The organism is Ochrobactrum sp. PL_is501, from assembly GCF_055816895.1.
Map to the genome: position 1 here is coordinate 122,261 of NZ_JBVPGR010000031.1, position 19,287 is coordinate 141,547.

Below are 19,287 nucleotides of genomic sequence, written 5' to 3' on the forward strand. Positions count from 1 at the left end.
TTGCAGGAACTACAGAGTGATCAAGGCACGCGTCACCGTTACACTGAAAAACGGCGTTCTCGACCCGCAGGGCAAGGCAATCGTCGGCGCGCTCGGCAGCCTCGGTTTCGACGGCGTCAGCTCCGCACGTCAGGGCAAGGTGTTCGATCTGGAACTGGAAGGCTCGGACAAGGCCAAGGCCGAAGCAGACCTGAAAGCCATGTGCGAGAAGCTGCTCGCCAACACCGTGATTGAAGATTATTCTATCGCCATCGCCTGAGCCCAATAAGGAAGCAGTCGCCATGAAATCCGCAGTCATTCTCCTTCCCGGTCTCAATCGCGATCGCGACATGATCGCTGCGCTGACCAAGATCACCGGACAGGCTCCGGTGACCGTCTGGCAGACTGACACCAGCATTCCCGACGATGTGGACCTGATCCTCATTCCCGGTGGCTTCTCCTATGGCGACTATCTGCGTTGCGGCGCCATTGCAGCCCGTATGCCTGTCATGCAGGCCGTCCGCGAGAAGGCCGAAAAGGGCGTCATGGTCATGGGCGTCTGCAACGGCTTCCAGATCCTCGTCGAAGCCGGACTTCTGCCGGGCGCGCTGATGCGCAACGCCTCGCTGAAATTCGTCTGCCGCGAAGTGAAGCTCGAAGTGACCAACGCCAACACGTCGTTCACGCGTGGCTACCAGCCGGGCCAGATCATCCGCTGCCCGGTTGCGCATCATGACGGCAATTATTTCGCCGATGCCGAAACGCTGAAGCGCATTGAAGGCGAAGGCCAGGTCGTGTTCCGCTATGCCGAAGGCACCAATCCGAACGGGTCGGTCAACGACATCGCCGGCATCGTCAATGCACGCGGCAATGTGCTCGGCATGATGCCGCACCCGGAAAACCTGATCGAAGCGGCCCATGGCGGTGTTGATGGCCGGGCGCTTTTTGCGGGCGCACTCGGCATCGCGGCGTAAGCTGGCTGACATATGAACGGAAAAGGCGGCTCCCATCGAGCCGCCTTTTTTATTGCGCCTGCTGCGCCTCAAAACTGCACTGGCAAAGCACCGTGTTTCGTGGCAGCTTGGCTTCAGGAGACCTTTGACAAAGGACAAACCGTCGGGGTCGCCTTCATACTTGTTTCGTGCGTTTTCCCGGCACAAATCGTCCACATTTTTGCTGGAAATGCCTCACAGATTTTAGCGATAAAGAATCAGGGGATATTCAATCATGCAGCTATATTCCAGGCCTCTCTCCCCCTACTCATCTTTCGTGCGCGGCGTTCTCTATCTCAAGGACCTGCCGTTCAAGCCCATGAACCTGCCCTACCCGTTTCCGGCCGATTTCGCCAATATCACGCCGCTGCGCCGCATTCCGGTGTTGACCACCAGTTCCGGCGAAACGCTGTTCGAAGCCGCGGTCATCGCCGAATATCTCGAAGATCATTTCCCCGAAACGCCTGTGTTGCCCGGCACCCCGCGCGAACGCGCCCTGATCCGGCTTCTGGCGCGCGTGACGGAGCTTGAAGTTCTCGGCCCCGCAATGAAACTGTTCATCCTGTTGAGCAAGCCGGAGCGTGACAGCGCAAGCATCGAGCGCCTGTTCGACAAGATGCATACGGGACTGAAAGTGGTTGAAAGCCGCCTCTCGGACAAGGCTTTCGCCGCCGGAGACGAGCCGACCCTTGCCGACTGCTGGCTGTTGCCGGTGCGTTTTCTCATGGAACCGTTGAAGAAGCTTTCCGACAAAGCGGATTTGCTGGACGAATTCCCGAAATTTGATGCATATGAAGCCAAGGCGAAACAGCATCCGGCTTTCGAGCGCATCTGGAACGAGATGAGCGACGGACTGAAGGCCTTCATGCCGCAACTCGCCTGAAATATTTACCCCCGCCCACATCTCATGCGTGCCTTTTGGAAGGCACGCACTATCGGAGCCCCTCCTTGAAGACCAAGACTTTCGCTCTTCTGGCCCTCCCGGCCATTGCAATGCTTGCGGCCTGCACCTCCAGCAAACCCACGGCACCCACTGCCGTCGATGTCAAAAAGGCGGCGCTTCCAACCATGGAGCGCATCGCGCTGGCAGCAAATAGCTGCTGGTTCAAATCCAAGGACAAGGATTTCCGCGGTTATACGCTTGCGCCGGAGCTGAACTCCTTTACCGGACGTCCGCGCATTCTGGTCGTGCCAGCCCGCAATCCGGCATCGCGTCCATTGCTTGTCGTGCAGGCGCAGGGAAATCCGGCTCGTGTCGAGACCTTCGGCCCCATGATGGGAGAAAGCCACGGCGGACGCATCGCCGCCGATGTCAACCGCTGGGCGTCGGGCCAGAGCGGCTGCCAGTAATCACAAGATGCGTCGCGGAAACGCCGAAATTGGCTTTCCGCGACAGATTTCAACGTAGGTGAAAGCGCACCTTGCGCGCTTCGCGCTCTGCTTCACAACGCTGGAGGCCGATGTCGCGTAACTGATCATCGGTCAGTTCACCCAGGGCGATCCGGCTGCGCCGCAGCATCATTCGATAAGACAGCCAATTCAAGACCCACCGTAAATATCCGCCTCGCGGCTGTGCGGCTGTTGCCAGATGCACCTGCAATCCTTTCGGCAGATCCGCAGCCGTATCAGCCACGGGCATGGGAAGAATTGTATCTATTGTCTCGGTCTGCGGTCTGAAGTAGAACATTGTCTCGGTCCATTCTTTGCCAGTTGGGAGCTGGAAAGCAGATAGCCAGGCGTTTGTGCGCCTGAAACCGTTTCACGCTTTTCGGGATACGCTCTAAATAGCGACGAATTGACTCTATAATTGACTTGGCAATAGGTACAATTTATAAGTTGTCACCATGACAAATTGGCTTCCAGACCTTTCCGGCAAGACCGGCCCGTTTTACCTGCAGCTTGCCGACGCCATCGAAGAGGCAATCGGAAATGGCGGATTGCCTGCGGGCACGAAGCTGCCGCCGCAACGCAATCTGGCCTTCGACCTGAAGGTGACAATCGGCACAATCGGGCGCGCCTACGCCCTCGCCCATGAGCGCGGCCTTGTCACCGGCGAAGTTGGCCGGGGAACCTATGTTCTGGGCGAAGAACCGGCAGACAATGCGCTGTCCGCCTCCGGCATTGCCGGGACCAAGCCTGCCGATGTTCCTGCGGGGAAAATTCGCTTCGACACCACGGCGGCGCCGGATGTCGGCCAGCACGAAATTCTGGCCAGTATCAATGCGGATGTTCACCGGGATTTTCCGCAGGATATAGCAAGCTATTCGCGCTACTTTCCGCAGCACTGGCTGGAAGCCGGGCAAAAATGGCTTTCGCGAGCGGGCTGGCAGCCGGACCTCGACAACATTGTCGTCACCAATGGCGCGCAGGCGGCAAGCATTGCCATTATCACAGCCTTCACGAATCCCGGCGATCGCATCCTTTTCGAAAATCTGACCTATGCCCAGATCAGCCGCTCGGTACGCCTGCTCGGGCGGCGCACCATTCAGGCGGGGCTGGATGAATATGGCCTGATCCCGGAAGAATTCGAACGCGCCTGCCGCCAGCAGCACCCGACCCTCGCCTTCCTGATGCCGACCCTGCACAATCCGACTTTGTCCGTCATGCCGGAAGAACGGCGTCGCGCCATTGCCGACATTGCCCGGCGTTACAATGTCTGGCTGATTGAGGACGATATTTACGGCGTTATGTGCCAGAGCCCGATGCCGCCCCTGGCAAGCCTTGCGCCGGAACGCACATTCGTTGTTTCCGGTCTGTCCAAGGCCGTGGCCGCAGGCATACGCAGCGGATGGGTCGCCTGCCCGGCGCATTGCGCGCAGCGGGTGAAGGTGACGCACAAGATGGTTACGGGCGGCGCAGCATTCCTGCTCGCTGAAACCGGCGCACAGCTTGTATTGTCCGGCGAGGCAGATGCCATTCACGCCAAATGCCGTGAAGAAACCATCGCGCGCGAGGAAATAGCCCGCAAAACTTTCAGCGGGTTCGATTTTGTCTCCCGACCCACGATCCCGTTTCTGTGGATGAGCTTGCCCGAACCGTGGCTTTCGGGAACCTTCAAGGCCGCAGCCTATGAAAGCGGAATCCTGATCGATGATGAGGACGAGTTCAAGGCCGGACGTGTGGACCAGATTTATCACCGGGTCCGCGTTGCCTTCTCCTCGCCCGCCGATCGCGAGGTGGTCGAAAACGGTTTTCTGACGCTGCGTCGCCTGCTTGAAAACGAACAGGCCGGATATGAGGGAAGCGTCTGACAGGCTTCGCTCCGTTTTATCGTTACTGATATGCGATTGAGGCCGGGAAAGCGGTATTTTCCTGTCGCACTTCGTGAAAACATAGGTTAAAGAGGCGCCTTGAAACCTTAGGTATCCAGCCTTCGGCAGAGGGTTTTTCGGGTGCCGCAGCCTGTGACGGGGTTCCCCATTTCCATGACTATTTCCAATACGCGAGACATCACGCCGGAATTGATCGAAGCGCATGGTCTTAAGCCGGACGAGTATCAGCGCATTCTTGAACTGATCGGACGCGAACCCACCTTCACGGAGCTGGGGATTTTCTCGGCCATGTGGAACGAGCATTGCTCCTACAAGTCCTCCAAGAAATGGCTGCGCACGCTTCCGACAACCGGGCCGCGCGTTATTCAGGGCCCCGGTGAAAACGCGGGCGTGGTGGATATTGGTGATGGCGATTGCGTCGTCTTCAAGATGGAAAGCCACAACCACCCCTCCTATATCGAGCCCTATCAGGGTGCGGCGACCGGCGTTGGCGGCATCCTGCGCGACGTGTTCACCATGGGCGCGCGCCCTGTAGCAGCCATGAATGCGCTGCGCTTCGGCGAACCGGACCATCCCAAAACCCGTCACCTCGTCTCGGGCGTCGTTTCCGGCGTTGGCGGTTATGGCAATGCCTTTGGCGTGCCAACCGTTGGCGGCGAGGTGAATTTCGACAAGCGTTATAACGGCAACATCCTCGTCAATGCATTTGCTGCCGGTCTGGCCAAGCATGACGGCATCTTCCTGTCGGAAGCCAAGGGCGTCGGCCTGCCGGTCGTTTATCTTGGCGCGAAGACGGGCCGCGATGGCGTCGGCGGCGCAACGATGGCATCGGCTGAATTCGACGAGTCGATCGAGGAAAAGCGCCCGACCGTTCAGGTGGGCGATCCATTTACCGAAAAATGCCTGCTTGAAGCCTGCCTCGAACTGATGGCTTCCGGCGCGGTCATCGCCATTCAGGACATGGGCGCGGCGGGCCTCACCTGCTCGGCGGTCGAAATGGGCGCCAAGGGCGATCTCGGAATCGAACTGATCCTCGATCATGTTCCGGTCCGCGAAGAGAGCATGACGGCCTATGAAATGATGCTTTCGGAAAGCCAGGAGCGCATGCTCATGGTTCTGAAGCCGGAAAAGGAAGCAGAAGCTCAGGCCATTTTCCGCAAATGGGGCCTCGACTTCGCCATCGTTGGCAAGACGACTGACGATCTGCGCTTCCGCGTCATCCATCAGGGCGAGGAAGTCGCCAATCTGCCGATCAAGGACCTGGGCGATGAAGCGCCGGAATATGATCGTCCGTGGATGGAGCCGGGCAAGCACGCGCCGCTGCCTGCCAGCAATGTGCCGCAGGTGGAAGACTATTCCGCTGCCCTGCTCAAGCTGATCGGCTCGCCCGATCTTTCGTCGCGCCGCTGGGTCTATGAGCAGTATGATACGCTCATTCAGGGCAATTCCTTGCAGGTGCCGGGCGGCGACGCCGGTGTGATCCGCGTCGAAGGCCATGAAACCAAGGCGCTCGCCTTCTCGTCGGACGTGACGCCGCGCTATTGCGAAGCGGACCCGTTTGAAGGCGGCAAGCAGGCCGTTGCCGAATGCTGGCGCAACATCACCGCGACCGGCGCGGAACCGCTGGCTGCTACCGACAATCTGAACTTCGGCAACCCTGAAAAGCCGGAAATCATGGGCCAGCTCGTCAAGGCCATCGAAGGCATTGGCGAAGCCTGCCGCGCGCTGGATTTCCCGATCGTTTCCGGCAATGTCTCGCTTTATAACGAGACCAACGGCCAGGCCATTCTGCCGACCCCGACCATTGCGGGCGTGGGCCTCATCCCCGACTGGTCGCAGATGGCGAAGATCGGCGGCATGCAGGACGGCGATACGCTCATTCTGCTTGGCGGTGACGGCACGCATCTTGGCCAGTCGGTCTATCTGCGCGATCTGTTCGACCGCGCCGATGGCCCCGCGCCTTTCGTCGATCTCGCGCTTGAAAAGCGCAACGGCGAGTTTGTCCGCTCCGCCATCCGCAACGGTCAGGTTACGGCCTGCCATGACCTCTCCGATGGCGGTCTGGCGATTGCGGTTGCCGAAATGGCGATCAAGTCCGGCAAGGGCGCTGAACTCGATGCCGGCGACGGCCTGCCGCATGCCGTTCTTTTCGGTGAAGATCAGGCGCGCTATGTCGTCGCGGCCACGGCGGAAATGGCAAAGCTCGTTGCGCTGAATGCCGAAGGCGCAGGCGTTCCGTTCCGCGTGCTCGGCACGGTTGGCGGCGACCGCCTGAAGATTGGCAGCCTTGTCGATGTCAGCGTCGCCGATCTGGCTGGTGCCTTTGAAGGCTGGTTCCCCGGCTTCATGAGTGGCGAGCCGGTCAGCGATAACTGACCTGCCCCGCACGCCTGAACTCTTTATTTTACGCATTATCCTACGCAAAACCGCTTCGCACTTTTGCTGGAAATGCTTTAATTGCCGCCCGGATGGAAAGCCTGTCCGGGCGGTTTGCTTGTCTTTGATTTAAGCGTTAGACAGATGGTTGTTGACGTTCCACGATGGTGCGTTACGATTCGACAGAACGATAAGAAAAGGCCGGAAACGGCAGGAGATTTTGCATGGCTATGGACGCACATGAGATCGAAAAACTGATACGCGAGGGGATTCCCGACGCAAAGGTGACGATCCGCGACCTTGCCGGTGACGGAGACCATTATGCCGCCGAGGTTGTCGCGGAAAGTTTTCGTGGCAAGTCCCGCGTGCAGCAGCACCAGATGGTCTATGATGCGCTGAAGGGCAATATGGGCGGCGTGCTGCACGCGCTCGCATTGCAGACGAGCGTACCGGAGTAATACGGGTTCTTTCGCGGGAACAGCGTCCGCTGCGGCAAGATGTTGCTCCCGCGAAAGCAAATTTCTCGCGCATTTGACTTGCTTTCACCCGATCCGGGTGGTTACCAGCATTCAAAGCGATTATATGGGAGATATCCTCCCATCCTGTGCCGGAATTTGGGCCGGCATTTTGAAAGGACCGCAAATGACCGGCATCAACGATTTCATCGACAATGAAGTGAAGACCAACGACGTCGTGCTTTTCATGAAGGGCACGCCGGGTTTCCCGCAGTGCGGTTTCTCCGGTCAGGTCGTCCAGATCCTCGACTATCTCGGCGTGGAATATAAGGGCGTCAACGTCCTGTCCTCTGACGAACTGCGTCAGGGCATCAAGGAATATTCCAGCTGGCCAACCATCCCCCAGCTTTATGTGAAGGGCGAATTCGTCGGCGGCTGCGATATCGTGCGCGAAATGTTCCAGTCAAACGAGTTGCAGGCACTTTTTACCGATAAAGGTATTGCAACCAAGGCTGCTTGAGGATTAATTGCCGGTTATACGGCTTTAGTCTCACTTTTTCAAAGGCGCCGTTCAACGGCGCCTTTCGCGTTTTGCTAGATGCTCAACGACGGATTCGATCTGTCGGCTTCTGCTTTCAAAATTTTGTCTTTCGTATCGTGTCTCCCGACGCGATGCGTCACCTTGCCAGGGAATGCCAGTCATGCCGCTCGACATCAAGAACGGTTCGCCGGACCAGAAAACCTCCATGTATGGGCGTGGCGAATTCATCGCGCTTATCGCAGCCATCATGGCCATCAATGCGCTGGCGGTGGACGTCATGCTGCCCGGCCTCCCGCAGATCGGCGCAAGCCTTGGCATTCAGTCGGAAAACCACGTCCAGTTCGTCATTACCGCCTATCTGCTCGGTTTCGGCGTTTCACAGCTGTTCTATGGACCGTTGAGCGACCGCTTCGGCCGCAGGCTGCCGCTGTTCGGCGGACTGGCCATCTATATCGCGGCAGCCCTTGCAGCGGCGGTCGTGACCGATTTTACGACGCTTATCGTCCTGCGCGTATTGCAGGGCCTCGGCGCAGCCGGTACCCGCGTGATCGCCGTCTCGGTCGTCCGCGACAAGTTCGCCGGACGCCAGATGGCCGAAGTCATGTCGCTTGTCACGATGGTATTCATGATCCTGCCTGTGGTTGCACCGGCGACGGGCCAGCTCATCATGCTTTTCGGCGAGTGGCACCTGATCTTTCTGTCGATGGCCGTGATGGCGCTCATTGTCGGCATATGGGCCTTCCTTCGCCTGCCCGAAACGCTGCCTGTATCCAATCGGCGCCCGCTGACGGTCAAGAGCGTGATCGGCGGCTTCGGAATCGTTCTGTCGAACCGCGTCGCCCTGTTCTACACGCTCGGCACCTCGTTCATCCTCGGCGCACTGTTCGGCTATATCAATTCCGCACAGCAGATTTTCGTCGAAATTTACAAGCTCGGCGCGTTGTTCCCGGTCGCTTTTGCCGCCGTCGCCATGACGCTGGCGCTTGCTTCGTTCCTGAACTCGCGCCTGGTTGGCCGCTTCGGCATGCGCCGGATTTCCCAGACGATGCTGCTTGTCTTCACCGGGTTCAGCCTTTTGTGGATGGTGCTGTCGGTCATGATGGAAGGGCCGGTTCCCTTTCCGATCCTGATGGCGATCTACATGACCATCATGTTCTCGTTCAGCCTCGTGACCGCCAATTTCAACGCGCTAGCAATGGAGCCGCTCGGTGAGGTTGCCGGGACGGCCTCCTCCGTTCTGGGCTTCGCCCAGACCGTGATCGGCGCGGCATTGGGCGCAGTCATTGGCCAGTCCTTCGACGGCACCACGACACCAGTTGCGACCGGCTATTGCGTGCTCGGATTTGTGGCTCTGGGCTGCGTACTGATTGCCGAACGCGGACGGTTGTTCCGGGCGCAGAACCCGCGCGCGGAACACGTGATCTGATTTAAATATCAGTAAGAAACGATCAAAGCCCGCTCATCATTAGCGGGCTTTTCTTATGCCATACACATGTTATCAATTGGTGTTTCGGGAGCAAAAGCAGAACGCGTCGGCCAGCAGGCGCATCGGGGAGGATAAGCCACCTCGACTTTGGCAAGAGCTTTGCTCTCGAACCGGAGTGACGCAAATGGGTCTATTACCCGTGAGTATCACGCTGACGATAAAGAAAACCCGCACGGGCTGGCAATGCTACGTGCGGGTCACATTCTTTACGTAAGCGAAACGGGTTGGGAGTAGGCGCTTCCAACCCACTCCGCCAATATAATGCGCTACCGCGGAAAACACAAGCTGGCAGCCACGACCAGCTATTCTTCCCAAAGTGCGGCCTGAATGGACTGCCAGCTCTCCTTGCTCGGCGCCACCAGAAGCCCGCCGCCGGTGTGGGACGGCAGATATGCGCTTCCATCCCACCGCGCCAGATAGCCGCCCGCTTCCTGATGGATCAAGGCTCCGGGCAGATGATCCCAGGGCATCAACTTGTTATAGACCGCGAAATGCGCGCCGCCGGTTGCGATAATCCGATATTCGTGCGCCGCGCAGCGATAGCCAATCTGCGACAGGAATTTCGTATGATTGCGCGCCAGGCGCGACCGCATCGGCTCCGCTGTATACTGCCACGAAATCGAGCCGGTCATCTGATCGATCGGAGCCGGTTCGGCAACGCTGACCCGGCTCACATCGCCACTGGCGCGGCGAATGTAGCTCCCGCCGCCCTTCGAAGCCATGATCCAGTCATTACCGACAGGATCGTGAATGATACCGGCAACGGTTTCACCTTTCGACACAACCGCCAGCATCACGCCAAAAAGCGGAACGCCGGAGGCAAAGTTGAAAGTGCCGTCAACGGGGTCAATTGTGAAGGCAAGCTCCGCATCATCGAGACCGCCAAGCAAAGCGGGATCGTCGGAACACGCTTCCTCACCGACAATCACCGCGTCGGCAAAGCGTTCCTTGAGCCTTGCGGTGATGTACCGTTCAGCATTCACATCCGCTTCCGTCACCAGATCGGCGGCTGAGGTCTTCTGCCTTATATCGCCAGCATCCAGCCTGCGGAATCGCGGCATGATTTCCTGTCGCGCCGCATCGGCCAGCAAATCCGCCAGCCATTCCATCTGCCCTTCATCAAACCGCATGATCGCCCTCGCCGTTCAACATCAGTCCTGCGAAATCGAACAGCTTGCGATCCAGCAGATGGCTCGGGCGCACATTCGTCATGGCGCGGATCATCGTGTCCTTGCGCCCCGGCATGCGCTTTTCGATGTCGGTCAGCATGGCTTTCATCGCGTTGCGCTGCAACCCGTCCTGACTGCCGCACAGATCGCATGGAATGATCGGGAACTGCATCGCAGTCGCAAATTTTTCGAGATCGTCTTCCGCCGCATAAGCCAGCGGGCGGAACACCATCAGGTCGCCCTCGTCATTGACCAGCTTCGGCGGCATCGCAGCCAGCCGTCCGCCGTGGAACAGGTTCATGAAAAAGGTTTCGAGAATGTCTTCCCGGTGATGACCGAGAACAACCGCCGAACAGCCTTCCTCACGCGCAACCCTATAGAGATTGCCACGACGCAGGCGCGAGCAGAGCGAGCAATAGGTGCTCGTTTCCGGCAGCTTGTCGGTGACGATGGAATAGGTATCCTGATATTCGATCCGGTGTTCGATCCCGTAACGATTGAGAAAATCCGGCAAAATATGCTTGGGAAAATTCGGCTGGCCCTGATCGAGATTGACCGCCAGCAGTTCCACCGGCAGCAGGCCGCGCCATTTGAGATCAAGCAGCAGCGCCAGCAGACCGTAGGAATCCTTGCCACCTGAAAGGCAGACCATCCAGCGCTCGCCGGGCTTCACCATCGAGAAATCCTCGATGGCCTGTCGCGTCAGACGCAGGAGGCGCTTGCGCAACTTGTTGAATTCCACCGTGGCCGGCACATCGCGGAACAGGGGATGACAGCCGCTGCCGTCGGCGTCTTCGGCAATATCAGGATCGAAAGCGTTCATCGGGCTTCCCGAAAAATTGAGGATGTTGCAGGCTTCATACCCAAAAGCTGGCGCAGGGAAAACCGGGAAACCGCAATTCTTTGCCGTGAAGTGCCCGATCCTACGCAAAACTGCGTCGCACTTTTGCTGAAAAGGAAAAAGCCGCGCTGCATGCACAGCGCGGCTTTTCGATTTCGGTATATATCCGGCGCGCCTGAGCGCGCACAGGATTAACGCGAATAGAATTCAACGACCAGGTTCGGTTCCATCTGGACGGCGTAAGGCACATCCGAAAGGGTCGGAACGCGGGAGTAGGTCGCAACCAGCTTGTTGTGATCGACTTCGATATATTCCGGAACATCACGTTCTGCGAGCTGAATAGCTTCGAGAACGATAACCAGCTGCTTCGACTTTTCGCGGACTTCAACAACGTCACCGGCCTTCAGGCGGTAGGACTGGATGTTGACGCGGCGACCGTTCACATTCACGTGGCCGTGGTTGATGAACTGGCGGGCAGCGAAGATCGTCGGAACGAACTTGGCGCGGTATACGACTGCGTCGAGACGCGATTCCAGCAGACCGATCAGGTTTTCACCGGTGTCGCCCTTGCGGCGAGCGGCTTCTTCATAGGTCTTGCGGAACTGCTTTTCGGAGATGTCGCCGTAGAAGCCCTTGAGCTTCTGCTTTGCGCGCAGCTGCACACCGAAGTCCGACAGCTTGCCCTTGCGGCGCTGGCCGTGCTGGCCCGGGCCATATTCACGACGGTTTACCGGGGACTTCGGACGGCCCCAGATGTTTTCGCCAAGACGGCGATCAATTTTGTACTTAGCGGATTCGCGCTTGCTCATCGCATTTCCTTCAAAGGTTATAGCGCCGGAGGCGCTGGAGGAAACGCGCCCTCCTCTGCCCTCCTTTCGGAGAACTGACAGGATGAAGCGCGCGAGCGCAATCTTCATCCACGGGACACGTCAAATGAAACGCCGGTGCGAATACGCGCCAGCGATGGGCGGCTTTTAGTCATGCAGCTATTGTCTTGTCAAGCGCGCAGGGTCGAAAAAGCCGGAAAAACCGGTGTTCGGCACGTGTTTCCTACCATTTGCTACGCCCTGCCATCAAGCGTGAAGGAACGCCATTCCCTGTTTCATCATTAGCCCTGACTGAACTTCTACTCATGAGGCTTCAATGGCTCTGTTTTTGCTTCCGTCCGGCAAGGATGCATTTACCGCTCTGATCGCGCTTGGGCTCGTTACGATACCGTCTTTATCCGGCACTTTTTCCGGCGAGGCGCAGGCGCAGACCTTCATCGAACGCATTCTCAAACAGGACGCACAGAAGGCAAAGCCACATCGCAAACGCCCGGCGGCGAGGCACACACAAAGGAAATCCCCCGCAAAGCAACAAACGGCAAGACCCACACCAAAGGCTGAAGCAGAACCCGGCATCGCCCTGCCCGTGCCAATCCCCGCCCCGCGCCCCGAGGAACCGGGAAAGATTAAACCGGAACCGGAAACCACACCCGTTCCCGAGGAAAAGCCGGATACGAAACCGCAGGAGCAGCCGCGCACCGCCCCTCCTCCACCCCCGGATCTTCCGGCGAAACCTTCAGAACCGGCTGGCAGTCCGAAGCAGACGGACGACAAGCGGCAGGAAGCCAAGCCGGAAAGCTCCGAGCGAATCTATCAGGTGTCCTGCCCGGCCCTGATTTCCGGAGAAGTCGAGGGCAAGCTCCTGCCTCCGATCAAGGACGGCGAGCAATGCGGCGTTCATTCCCCTTTGTCCCTGACCGCCATCGGCAAGGAAGAGCCTTTGAAATTCGCCAATGCGGTGACCACGAATTGCGCGATGGCGGTGACGCTGGCGCAGTGGAGCACCGCGGTCGCAAAGGTCGCGAAGGATGTTTACGGTCCGGGTTCAAAAATCACCGAAATCGGCGTCGGCTCGAATTATCAATGCCGGAAGGTAAACGGCGCTTCGTCGGGGCGGGTTTCCGAGCACGCCTTCGCCAATGCGCTCGACATCATGTCGTTTACGTTTTCAGACGGCAGCAAAACCCGGCTGGAAAGCGGCTGGAATGGCGCGGACAAGGAAAAGGCTTTCTGGCGTGCGGTGCACAGCGCAAGTTGCAAGCTTTTCATGACCGTCATCGGTCCGGACGGCGATGCCGCGCATCGCACCAACATGCATCTCGATCAGGGGTGCCATGGCAAATCCTGTCTTGCACGCATTTGCCAATGAGCTATCGTAAGCATCGGAATTTCATAAAAAAATCAGAATTGCGCCTGTAAGCTGCTTTCCATTATCGGTTCAATCCTGCCAATCGCGGTGAATGGCGGGTTTCCAGAAGGACATGGGCATGAAATCGACCAAACTCATATTTTCCGTCTTTTTCGCACTTGGCTTTTCCGCCGCCGCTCATGCGGACGCCGTTCCGAAGAGAACGAAGGATTTTACGGCGAATTACCAGACTCTGGTGAAGGATCAACAGGCAGCCCCACAGATCGCGGACTGCATTGCGAGCGCCTATGATTATGTGAAGAAAAGCAAGAAATATGACCGCCTCGGCTTTACCAAGGACGACATTTCTGCTGCTCAAACCAATGACAAGTCTTCGAAATTCAGTTCCAGCGACCCGCGTAAGGTTTCCGCTGTGATTTCGGTTCCCGGCGGAGCGCGCAACAAGGGCGTTTCTGCGAAATGGGACAGCATCATGCTGCGCTGCGGCATTACCGACGGCAAGCTGAAGGCGATCGAACTCGCTCCAAGCGCGGCGGGCAAGTAAGATACAACAATTGCGGCGAGTGCCTGATGGCGCTCGCCATTTCATTCAATGCTTCTTTCCGCTTTCCTTGTGCTGCGGCAACCCCTTGCGTCTGGTCTCCGCGAATTCTTCCAGTTCCTTTTCGCTCATCGATTCATACATTTGTTTCGACGCACCAAAGAGTTCGCTCTTCTTCATTTCACCGCGCTTGGCGGCAAGGGCTGCACCGGCTGCTTTCTGTTGGGCCTGTGATTTTGCGGGCATTAGCCTTCTCCCTGTTTCGACAGGAGGAACGCATATGGAGGGGGCCGGTTCCGGATTAATCGCCGTTTCCGTCAAAACGTGAACGCGCAACGCGAAGGGCTGCGCGGTTTCTGACGGCCCACTGACCCAGCACGTCGATGGGAACAGCCAGAGAATGCCCCAGTTCGGTCAGCGAATATTCCACTTCCGGCGGGGATGTCGGACGCACATGCCGTGACACAAGGCCATCCCGCTCCAGCGACCGCAGCGTGACAGTCAGCATGCGCTGCGAGATTCCTTCAATGGCGCGCCGCAGCGCATTGAAACGCATGGAACCACCCTGAAGGTTGAAAATGACGAGGATGCTCCAGGTGTCGCCAACCCGGTCCAGCACTTCGCGGATCGGGCAGGAACCGTCATCACCGGTTTCAAAGGCAGGCGTCGAAGAGAGCAAAGGCGTCTTGCCATCAGGACGTGTCGGTATGGTCATCTTGTTTCTCCGGAAAAACCGGCCCTCCATTTCACCGTCGACGCTGGCTTCCTTCCAGAAGCGCGGCGGCATACGGAAAATAATGTTTTAAAACAATGCTATAAACAGACTGGGAAGCTCCTTCCCTCCTCTGAACCCTTGCCTTTGGCACGGTTACTTCCATGTATCCTGACCATGTAAAAGTGCGTTCTTCACAAGCATTGCGGCATGACTTATGTGGTTATCAGAAATAACTTGCTTGTGAAACATACCTTAATTCGTTCGATGCGAGAAGGAGAATATCATGGTCAAGATCGCACTCATCGGCGCAACGGGATTTGTGGGCGCCGCAATTCTCAAGGAAGCCGCAGCACGCGGCAATCAGGTGACCGCGCTGGTTCGCCATCCCGAGAAAGTTGAAAAGCTTGCCAATGTTACCGCAGTGAAGGCTGACGTGTTCGACACCGATGCGCTTGCAAGCCAGCTTGCAGGCCACGACATCGTAATTTCGGCCTACAATCCGGGCTGGAGCGACAAGGATATCCGCGAAAAGCACATCAATGGCAGCCGCTCCATCACCGAAGCCACCAAGAAAGTCGGCATCAAGCGCCTGATAGCGGTTGGCGGCGCTGGCAGCCTTTCGATCAACGGCAAGCAATTGGTCGACTCGCCAGAGTTCCCTGCTGAATGGAAGGAAGGCGCGCTCGGGGCGCGTCAGGCACTTGAAGACCTGCGCGGCGAGGATGGACTGGAATGGACATTGGTGTCGCCAGCGATCATTCTCCAGCCGGGTGAACGCACCGGAAAATATCGTCTCGGCGGAGACGAACCAGTGTTCGACGACAAGGGCGAAAGCAAGATTTCGGTCGCTGATCTGGCCGTCGCCATTCTGGACGAGGCAGAAAAAGGCCAGCATATCCGCAAGCGCTTCACAGCCGCCTATTGATGCCAATCACAAAAACGCCATGTTTTTGACAGGCGTTCGCCGCAAAATCGGTGGTGAAAAAGCTCCGTCGCCACCGGTTTTTCGCGCAAGCAGACCGCAAAACGGGTCCGCCCCCGTTTTGCCTTAATTATCTCAAACCAGCTCCACGTCCACGACGCCCTGGATGGATTTCATGGCGCTGGCGATCTGCGGACTGACGCGATAGCGATGCGGCAGCTCGATCTCGACTTCCCGCTGGCCGTTATCCTTGATGACGATGAGACTCACCTGCCCGTCGCCGCGCGTGTTGAAATGCGGCGCGATATGACGGACCGCATCGGCCGAGCGCAGATAAAGCCGCATCGCCTTTTGCATCCGGCAGGCCTCATCTTCGAGCGACTGCACTGTCTGGATGCGCAAGCCAATGCCCTCGGGACGGTTTTCCGCCTGAACCGTGATCACCACCGACTTGCCGCTTTCCAGCAGATCGCGATATTGCGCCAGACCTTCTGAAAACAGCACCGCCTCGAACTGGCCGCTGGCGTCCGACAATGACACAATACCCATCTTGTTGCCGGTGCGGGTCTTGCGCTCCTGCCGCGCTGTGACGGTGCCTGCCAGACGCCCGGCATTGGCGCCGCGCTTGACGGCGGCGGAGAAATCCGCCCAGCTTTGAACGCGCATGCGGTTCAGCACGTCGCGATATTCATCGAGCGGATGCGCCGACAGATAGAAGCCGACCGCCTGAAACTCGCGATGCAGCATTTCCGATGGCAGCCAGGGTGCTGCCTGCGGCAGGATAAGCTTTTCCTTGGGCGCGCCGGACAGGCCGAAAATATCGGACTGGCCGCTTGCGGCATTTTCCTGCGTGCGCTGGGCAAAGCCCATGATGCGGTCCATGCCCGCACTCATGGCCGGGCGTTCGCGACCGAAGCAATCCATCGCGCCGGCATTGATGAGGCTTTCCAGCACTCGCCGGTTGACGATGCGCGGATCGACCCGCTCGCAGAAATCCTCAAGGCTTTCAAAAGGCTTTTCGGCCCGCACCTCGACAATATGATCGACAGCCGCCTCGCCGACGCCCTTGATGGCGGCGAGCGAGTAGAAAATCTTTTTCTCGCCAACCTCGAACGGACGGAAGGAAGTCATCACCGATGGCGGCACGACCTCAATGCCCAGACGGTTCGCCTCGCGGCGGAAATCGTTGAGCTTGTCGGTGTTCGACATATCGTAGGTCATCGACGCGGCGAGGAACTCGACCGGGTAATGCGCCTTCATATAGGCCGTCTGGTAGGAGACGATGGCATAAGCGGCGGCGTGCGACTTGTTGAAGCCATAGTCGGCGAACTTGGCCAGCAAGTCGAAGATCATGTTGGCCTGCGCCTTGTCGACGCCGCCCTCAATCGCGCCATCCACAAAACGGACGCGCTGCTTGTCCATCTCCTCGCGGATCTTCTTGCCCATGGCGCGGCGCAGAAGGTCAGCTTCACCGAGCGAATAGCCGGACAGCACCTGCGCGATCTGCATCACCTGTTCCTGATAGACGATAACGCCCTGCGTTTCCTTGATCAGGTGGTCGATCTTCGGGTGAATGGAGGCAATCTCCTCCTCGCCGTTCTTGCGCGCATTATAGGTCGGGATATTCTCCATCGGGCCGGGACGATAAAGCGCCACAAGCGCAATAATGTCCTCAATCCGGTCCGGGCGCATGCCGAGCAGCGCTTTACGCATACCCGCACTTTCAACCTGGAACACGCCGACCGTTTCGCCGCGCGACAGCATTTCATAGGTGAGCGGATCATCGAGCGGCACATGGGACAGGTCGATCTCGATGCCCTTGCGCGCCACCAGCTTGACCGCCGTTTCCAGAACGGTCAGCGTCTTGAGGCCGAGAAAGTCGAACTTGACCAGTCCCGCCTGCTCGACCCATTTCATGTTGAACTGGGTGACCGGCATGTCGGAGCGCGGATCGCGATACATGGGCACCAGTTCCGACAACGGACGGTCGCCGATCACGATACCGGCGGCGTGGGTCGAGGCGTGGCGGTAAAGCCCCTCCAGCTTGAGCGCCATATCGAGAAGCCGCCCGACGACCGGCTCCTTCTCGCGCTCCTCGTTGATCTTCGGCTCGGTGTCGATTGCCTGCGCCAGCGACACAGGATTGGCCGGGTTCTGCGGCACCAGCTTGCAGAGACGGTCGACCTGACCGTAAGGCATTTCCAGAACGCGCCCCACGTCGCGCAGCACGGCGCGGGCCTGCAAGGTTCCGAAAGTGATGATCTGCGCAACCTGATCGCGCCCGTATTTTTCCTGCACATAGCGGATCACCTCTTCGCGGCGATCCTGACAGAAATCGATATCGAAGTCGGGCATCGAAACGCGGTCCGGGTTCAGGAAGCGTTCGAAAAGCAGGGAGAAACGCAGTGGATCGACGTCGGTAATCGTCAGCGCATAGGCGACGAGCGAACCGGCACCCGAACCACGGCCAGGCCCGACCGGAATGCCATGGGCCTTGGCCCATTTGATGAAGTCGGCAACGATCAGGAAGTAGCCGGGGAACTTCATGCGGGTGATGATGCCGATCTCGTATTCGAGACGCTCGGCATATTGCTCCGCCGTATAGCCTTCCGCGAGGCCCGCCGTTTCAAGGCGCATCTTCAGGCCTTCGCGCGCCTGCCGCGCCAGCTCGTCAGCCTCGGCCTGAACGGCCGCTTCCGGATCGTCCGATTCGCCCGTGAAGCGCGGCAGGATCGGCTTGCGCGTCTGTGTGTACCAGCTGCAGCGCTGGGCAATCTCCACCGTGTTTTCGAGCGCTTCCGGCAGATCGGCAAAGAGTGCCGCCATTTCCGCACGGCTTTTCAGATGATGATCCGGCGTCAGGCGGCGGCGATCATCATTTGAGAGAATCTGGCCTTCCGCAATGGCGAGAAGCGCATCATGGGCCTCAAAATCTTCCGCCTTGAGAAAGAACGCCTCATTGGTGGCCACCAGAGGCAGGTCCATCTCATAGGCAAGCGCCACCGTCTTTGCCTCCAGCGCACGGTCGTAGCCTGCCTGACGCTGCAATTCGACGTAGAGCCTGTCGCCGAAGGCTTCCCGCAGGAAAGCCAGCCGCGCCTCGGCCCTGTCGGGACGGTCGGCGGCAAAAGCCCGGCCGATCGGTCCCAGTGCGCCGCCTGAAAGCACGATGACATCTTTCGCCAATGGCGGCAGCCAGCTGGCCTCAATATGCACCGGATCACCTGCCGGTGTTTCCAGAAACGCGCGACTGACGAGCCGCACGATGTTCGCATAGCCCTCTTCCGTTGCCGCGAGCAGCACGATCGGGGCAAGGTCCAGCGCAACACGGCGATTGACGCTGCGGCCATTATCATTGTGGTCGCCGAAGGCGACATCGACCTGACAACCGATGATGGGTTGCAGCCCGTCCTTCGATGCCTTCTGCGCAAATTCAAGCGCACCGAACAGATTGTTGGTGTCGGTGACTGCGATAGCCGGTGCCTCATCGGCAATCGCCTGTTTGATGATCTTGCCGAGCGGCAATGCGCCCTCCAGCAAGGAATAGGCCGAGTGTACACGCAGATGCACGAAACGTGGCGTCAAAGCACCGTCATTTGCTGCGCTGGCTGCTGCTGCATCACTCATTCCATCGACCCCGATCATCTGCCGAGCCGCCCGGATGGACATACATCCGGCGCTCCAAATCCATGCATCGGACTTTCCGAAAATCGATTTCGATCTTCGAGCCGATACAGTAGCCGCGTGATAGCACATTGCTTCAAGCATGAACCACATTCGTGATTCATCACGGCTGGCGACT

19 protein-coding genes are annotated in these 19,287 nt (G+C 58.4%); 12 read left to right on the top strand and 7 right to left on the bottom strand.

What is annotated here, in order from left to right:
- The first annotated feature begins 16 nt into the window (after positions 1-16).
- The 4 genes from purS to AC0TOF_RS06385 all read left to right on the top strand — a co-directional run bounded on the left by purS (position 17) and on the right by AC0TOF_RS06385 (position 2,321).
- Complete coding sequence (purS, locus tag AC0TOF_RS06370) at positions 17-259, top strand: phosphoribosylformylglycinamidine synthase subunit PurS (protein ID WP_008935658.1); 243 nt, start codon at positions 17-19, stop codon at positions 257-259.
- A gap of 22 nt (positions 260-281) precedes the next feature.
- On the top strand, positions 282-953 hold the full coding sequence (gene purQ / locus AC0TOF_RS06375; RefSeq protein WP_473767583.1) for a phosphoribosylformylglycinamidine synthase subunit PurQ: 672 nt from the start codon (positions 282-284) through the stop codon (positions 951-953).
- 253 nt (positions 954-1,206) lie between these two features.
- Positions 1,207-1,854 (top strand): glutathione S-transferase family protein, encoded by a 648-nt coding sequence (locus AC0TOF_RS06380; protein ID WP_473767584.1) that lies wholly within the window; start codon positions 1,207-1,209, stop codon positions 1,852-1,854.
- Between the two features lie 65 nt (positions 1,855-1,919).
- On the top strand, positions 1,920-2,321 hold the full coding sequence (locus AC0TOF_RS06385; RefSeq protein WP_473767585.1) for a hypothetical protein: 402 nt from the start codon (positions 1,920-1,922) through the stop codon (positions 2,319-2,321).
- Between the two features lie 49 nt (positions 2,322-2,370).
- On the opposite strand, the gene AC0TOF_RS06390 is transcribed toward AC0TOF_RS06385, so the two are convergent.
- The gene (locus AC0TOF_RS06390; protein ID WP_473767586.1) at positions 2,371-2,658 is read right to left on the bottom strand and encodes a DUF1127 domain-containing protein; all 288 of its coding nucleotides are present in this window, start codon (positions 2,656-2,658) and stop codon (positions 2,371-2,373) included.
- Between the two features lie 157 nt (positions 2,659-2,815).
- Between AC0TOF_RS06390 and AC0TOF_RS06395 the strand changes: the two genes are divergently transcribed.
- From AC0TOF_RS06395 to AC0TOF_RS06415, 5 genes are all read left to right on the top strand, one after another.
- Positions 2,816-4,222 (top strand): aminotransferase-like domain-containing protein, encoded by a 1,407-nt coding sequence (locus AC0TOF_RS06395; RefSeq protein ID WP_473767587.1) that lies wholly within the window; start codon positions 2,816-2,818, stop codon positions 4,220-4,222.
- A 174-nt stretch (positions 4,223-4,396) separates the two neighbouring features.
- Positions 4,397-6,619, top strand: coding sequence for a phosphoribosylformylglycinamidine synthase subunit PurL (gene purL, locus AC0TOF_RS06400; protein ID WP_473767588.1), 2,223 nt, complete (start codon positions 4,397-4,399; stop codon positions 6,617-6,619).
- 224 nt (positions 6,620-6,843) lie between these two features.
- Positions 6,844-7,077: a BolA/IbaG family iron-sulfur metabolism protein gene (locus tag AC0TOF_RS06405; protein ID WP_006466620.1), complete on the top strand. Its 234-nt coding sequence runs from the start codon at positions 6,844-6,846 to the stop codon at positions 7,075-7,077.
- A gap of 184 nt (positions 7,078-7,261) precedes the next feature.
- A complete protein-coding gene (gene grxD / locus AC0TOF_RS06410; RefSeq protein ID WP_112587901.1) occupies positions 7,262-7,594 on the top strand; it encodes a Grx4 family monothiol glutaredoxin in 333 nt (110 codons plus the stop codon).
- Between the two features lie 181 nt (positions 7,595-7,775).
- Positions 7,776-9,041 (top strand): multidrug effflux MFS transporter, encoded by a 1,266-nt coding sequence (locus AC0TOF_RS06415; RefSeq protein WP_473767589.1) that lies wholly within the window; start codon positions 7,776-7,778, stop codon positions 9,039-9,041.
- Between the two features lie 362 nt (positions 9,042-9,403).
- On the opposite strand, the gene AC0TOF_RS06420 is transcribed toward AC0TOF_RS06415, so the two are convergent.
- The 3 genes from AC0TOF_RS06420 to rpsD all read right to left on the bottom strand — a co-directional run bounded on the left by AC0TOF_RS06420 (position 9,404) and on the right by rpsD (position 11,920).
- Positions 9,404-10,231 (bottom strand): inositol monophosphatase family protein, encoded by an 828-nt coding sequence (locus AC0TOF_RS06420; protein WP_473767590.1) that lies wholly within the window; start codon positions 10,229-10,231, stop codon positions 9,404-9,406.
- A complete protein-coding gene (gene ttcA, locus AC0TOF_RS06425) occupies positions 10,221-11,093 on the bottom strand; it encodes a tRNA 2-thiocytidine(32) synthetase TtcA (RefSeq protein ID WP_122000246.1) in 873 nt (290 codons plus the stop codon). Before ttcA ends, AC0TOF_RS06420 begins: the two co-directional genes overlap by 11 nt.
- A 209-nt stretch (positions 11,094-11,302) precedes the next feature.
- A complete protein-coding gene (rpsD, locus tag AC0TOF_RS06430; protein WP_122000129.1) occupies positions 11,303-11,920 on the bottom strand; it encodes a 30S ribosomal protein S4 in 618 nt (205 codons plus the stop codon).
- Positions 11,921-12,254: 334 nt separating this feature from the next.
- Here rpsD and AC0TOF_RS06435 point away from each other — a divergent pair, with 334 nt between their 5' ends.
- Both AC0TOF_RS06435 and bspC read left to right on the top strand, forming a co-directional pair.
- Positions 12,255-13,307: an extensin-like domain-containing protein gene (locus tag AC0TOF_RS06435; protein ID WP_473767591.1), complete on the top strand. Its 1,053-nt coding sequence runs from the start codon at positions 12,255-12,257 to the stop codon at positions 13,305-13,307.
- A 118-nt stretch (positions 13,308-13,425) separates the two neighbouring features.
- Positions 13,426-13,851, top strand: a complete 426-nt coding sequence (gene bspC / locus AC0TOF_RS06440; protein WP_473767592.1) for a type IV secretion system effector BspC — start codon at positions 13,426-13,428, stop codon at positions 13,849-13,851.
- Between the two features lie 45 nt (positions 13,852-13,896).
- Here the strand turns inward: bspC and AC0TOF_RS06445 are convergent, their stop codons facing one another.
- Together AC0TOF_RS06445 and AC0TOF_RS06450 are read right to left on the bottom strand one after the other, a co-directional pair.
- A complete protein-coding gene (locus tag AC0TOF_RS06445; protein WP_473767593.1) occupies positions 13,897-14,094 on the bottom strand; it encodes a DUF3008 family protein in 198 nt (65 codons plus the stop codon).
- A 55-nt stretch (positions 14,095-14,149) separates the two neighbouring features.
- Positions 14,150-14,563 (bottom strand): winged helix-turn-helix transcriptional regulator, encoded by a 414-nt coding sequence (locus AC0TOF_RS06450; protein WP_122000126.1) that lies wholly within the window; start codon positions 14,561-14,563, stop codon positions 14,150-14,152.
- Positions 14,564-14,846: 283 nt separating this feature from the next.
- On the opposite strand from AC0TOF_RS06450, the gene AC0TOF_RS06455 reads away from it, so the two are divergent.
- Positions 14,847-15,488 carry an NAD(P)-dependent oxidoreductase gene (locus AC0TOF_RS06455; protein WP_473767594.1) on the top strand — a complete coding sequence of 214 codons (642 nt, stop codon included), beginning with the start codon at positions 14,847-14,849 and terminating at the stop codon, positions 15,486-15,488.
- Positions 15,489-15,620: 132 nt separating this feature from the next.
- Here AC0TOF_RS06455 and dnaE read toward each other — a convergent pair whose 3' ends face one another.
- On the bottom strand, positions 15,621-19,112 hold the full coding sequence (dnaE, locus tag AC0TOF_RS06460) for a DNA polymerase III subunit alpha (RefSeq protein ID WP_473767595.1): 3,492 nt from the start codon (positions 19,110-19,112) through the stop codon (positions 15,621-15,623).
- Positions 19,113-19,287 lie beyond the last annotated feature (175 nt).

Coding starts and splice junctions, on each gene's coding strand:
- purQ (WP_473767583.1), top strand. CDS start 282: ATGAAATCCGCAGTCATTCTCCTTCCCGGTCTCAATCGCGATCGCGAC.
- AC0TOF_RS06380 (WP_473767584.1), top strand. CDS start 1,207: ATGCAGCTATATTCCAGGCCTCTCTCCCCCTACTCATCTTTCGTGCGC.
- AC0TOF_RS06390 (WP_473767586.1), bottom strand. CDS start 2,658: ATGTTCTACTTCAGACCGCAGACCGAGACAATAGATACAATTCTTCCC.
- AC0TOF_RS06395 (WP_473767587.1), top strand. CDS start 2,816: ATGACAAATTGGCTTCCAGACCTTTCCGGCAAGACCGGCCCGTTTTAC.
- purL (WP_473767588.1), top strand. CDS start 4,397: ATGACTATTTCCAATACGCGAGACATCACGCCGGAATTGATCGAAGCG.
- AC0TOF_RS06405 (WP_006466620.1), top strand. CDS start 6,844: ATGGCTATGGACGCACATGAGATCGAAAAACTGATACGCGAGGGGATT.
- grxD (WP_112587901.1), top strand. CDS start 7,262: ATGACCGGCATCAACGATTTCATCGACAATGAAGTGAAGACCAACGAC.
- AC0TOF_RS06415 (WP_473767589.1), top strand. CDS start 7,776: ATGCCGCTCGACATCAAGAACGGTTCGCCGGACCAGAAAACCTCCATG.
- AC0TOF_RS06420 (WP_473767590.1), bottom strand. CDS start 10,231: ATGCGGTTTGATGAAGGGCAGATGGAATGGCTGGCGGATTTGCTGGCC.
- ttcA (WP_122000246.1), bottom strand. CDS start 11,093: ATGAACGCTTTCGATCCTGATATTGCCGAAGACGCCGACGGCAGCGGC.
- rpsD (WP_122000129.1), bottom strand. CDS start 11,920: ATGAGCAAGCGCGAATCCGCTAAGTACAAAATTGATCGCCGTCTTGGC.
- AC0TOF_RS06435 (WP_473767591.1), top strand. CDS start 12,255: ATGGCTCTGTTTTTGCTTCCGTCCGGCAAGGATGCATTTACCGCTCTG.
- bspC (WP_473767592.1), top strand. CDS start 13,426: ATGAAATCGACCAAACTCATATTTTCCGTCTTTTTCGCACTTGGCTTT.
- AC0TOF_RS06445 (WP_473767593.1), bottom strand. CDS start 14,094: ATGCCCGCAAAATCACAGGCCCAACAGAAAGCAGCCGGTGCAGCCCTT.
- AC0TOF_RS06450 (WP_122000126.1), bottom strand. CDS start 14,563: ATGACCATACCGACACGTCCTGATGGCAAGACGCCTTTGCTCTCTTCG.
- AC0TOF_RS06455 (WP_473767594.1), top strand. CDS start 14,847: ATGGTCAAGATCGCACTCATCGGCGCAACGGGATTTGTGGGCGCCGCA.
- dnaE (WP_473767595.1), bottom strand. CDS start 19,112: ATGAGTGATGCAGCAGCAGCCAGCGCAGCAAATGACGGTGCTTTGACG.